Raw genomic sequence first — 1811 nt, forward strand, 5'->3', positions numbered from 1 at the left:
CCACCACTCCCACTCGACCAGGAGTATCGGACGGCGGGCGGGCGGCTGGTCCTGGCCCGCCCCGACCACTTCCCGCTCACCAGCGACCACGACACCGACCCACTGCGCGGGCTGCTCGGCACCGCCTCCGGCCTCGCCGAAGGCGAACACCTCGCCGTGCAGATCCTCGCCCGCCCCGCCACCGGCCGCCGCCTCACCAAGGCCCACCGGGCAGCGGCAGCGCTGCGCGGAGGCCGGTCCACCGCACCCCAAAGCATCGTGTTCGACCTGGTCACCCCCGGGATGTCGGGGCACCACCACCCAAGCGAACTCACCCGCCAGCACCCTGAGCACGCCGAACAAGTCCGGGCCATCCTCGGCAAAGCCGCCCAGCCGCGCTTTGAGGTCCAGATCCGCTACGGCGTCGCCAGCCGCCACCCCGACCAAGTCGCCACCGGGTGGCTGCGGGCGCACGCACACGAAACCGCCTCGACGTTCGCGCTGTTCACCTCCGGCCACCAGTACCTGCGCCGCCGCCGACTCCACCACCCCGCCGCCCGGCTGGCCGAGCGTCGTCTGCACCGCGGCTATCTGCTGTCGGTCGCCGAACTCGCCGCGCTCGCGCACCTGCCCTACGACCTGGCCGCACCCGGCGTCACCCGCGCCGGCGCCCGCCCCGTCGCGCCCTCACCCGCCATCCCCGTCTCCGGTCCCGGCGTCCGTGTCCTGGGCGACTCCGACGCCGGCGCACCGCGCCCGGTCGGCCTCACCGTCGCCGGCGCCCGCCAGCACCTGCACGTCCTGGGCCAGACCGGTGTCGGCAAGTCCACCTTCCTGGCCAACCTCATCCTCTCCGACGCCACCGCCGGGCGCGGCGCGCTGGTCATCGACCCCAAAGGCGACCTGGTCGCCGACATCCTGCAGCGCCTCCCCGAACGCGCCATCGGCCACACCGTCGTATTCGACCCCGCCGCACCAGGCCGACCACCATGCCTCAACGTGCTCGCCGGACACGATGCGGCCTTCGCGGCCGAGTCGATCGTCACCACCTTCCGCCGCTGCTTCACCTCCGCCTGGGGACCCCGCCTGGACGACCTGCTCCGCTCCGCCTGCCTCACCCTGACCCGCGTCAACGGCACCCGCGCCACCCTCGGCGACATCCCCAAACTCCTCATCGACACCGCCTACCGCGCCCGCGTCACCGCACGCCTCACCGACGAACTCCTGCAAGGTTTCTGGGCCTCCTACGACGAACTCACCCCCGCCGCACGCGCCTCAGTGATCAGCCCGGTCATGAACAAACTCCGCGCCGTCCTGCTACGCCCCTTCATCCGCGACACCCTGTCCGGAGGCGCCTCCACCGTCGACCTCGCCGACACCCTCGCCTCCGGCGGCCTCATCCTCGCCCGCCTCCCCAAAGGCGTCCTCGGCGAAGACGCCGTCCGCCTCTTCGGATCACTGCTGCTGGCACAGACCTGGCAGGCCATCACCCCACGCGCCACCCAAGCCGAGCACGACCGGCCCGACGCGGCCGCCTACATCGACGAAGCCCACAACTTCCTCAACCTGCCCGGCTCCATCAGCGACATCCTCGCCGAAGCCCGCGCCTACCGCTTCAGCCTCACCCTGGCCCACCAGCACCTGTCCCAACTCCCCAAGGACCTGCGCGAAGCCGTCTCCGCCGACGCCCGCAACAAGATCTACTTCGCCGCCTCACCCGAAGACGCCACCGACCTGGCCCGCCACACCGCACCACTCCTGGCACCACACGACCTGTCCCACCTGGGCGCCTACCAAGCCGCCGCCCGCCTCATGGACGGCAACACCCCCAC

At 72.2% G+C, this 1811-nt stretch carries 1 protein-coding gene; it reads left to right on the plus strand.

All coding sequences use genetic code 11. From position 1 onward, the window contains the following. Positions 1-1811, plus strand: a 1811-nt coding sequence (locus E1266_RS37055; protein WP_132055226.1) for a DUF87 domain-containing protein, incomplete at both ends; no start/stop codon positions are given.

This window comes from Actinomadura sp. 7K534, from assembly GCF_004348575.1.
Classification (GTDB): Bacteria; Actinomycetota; Actinomycetes; order Streptosporangiales; family Streptosporangiaceae; genus Spirillospora; species Spirillospora livida.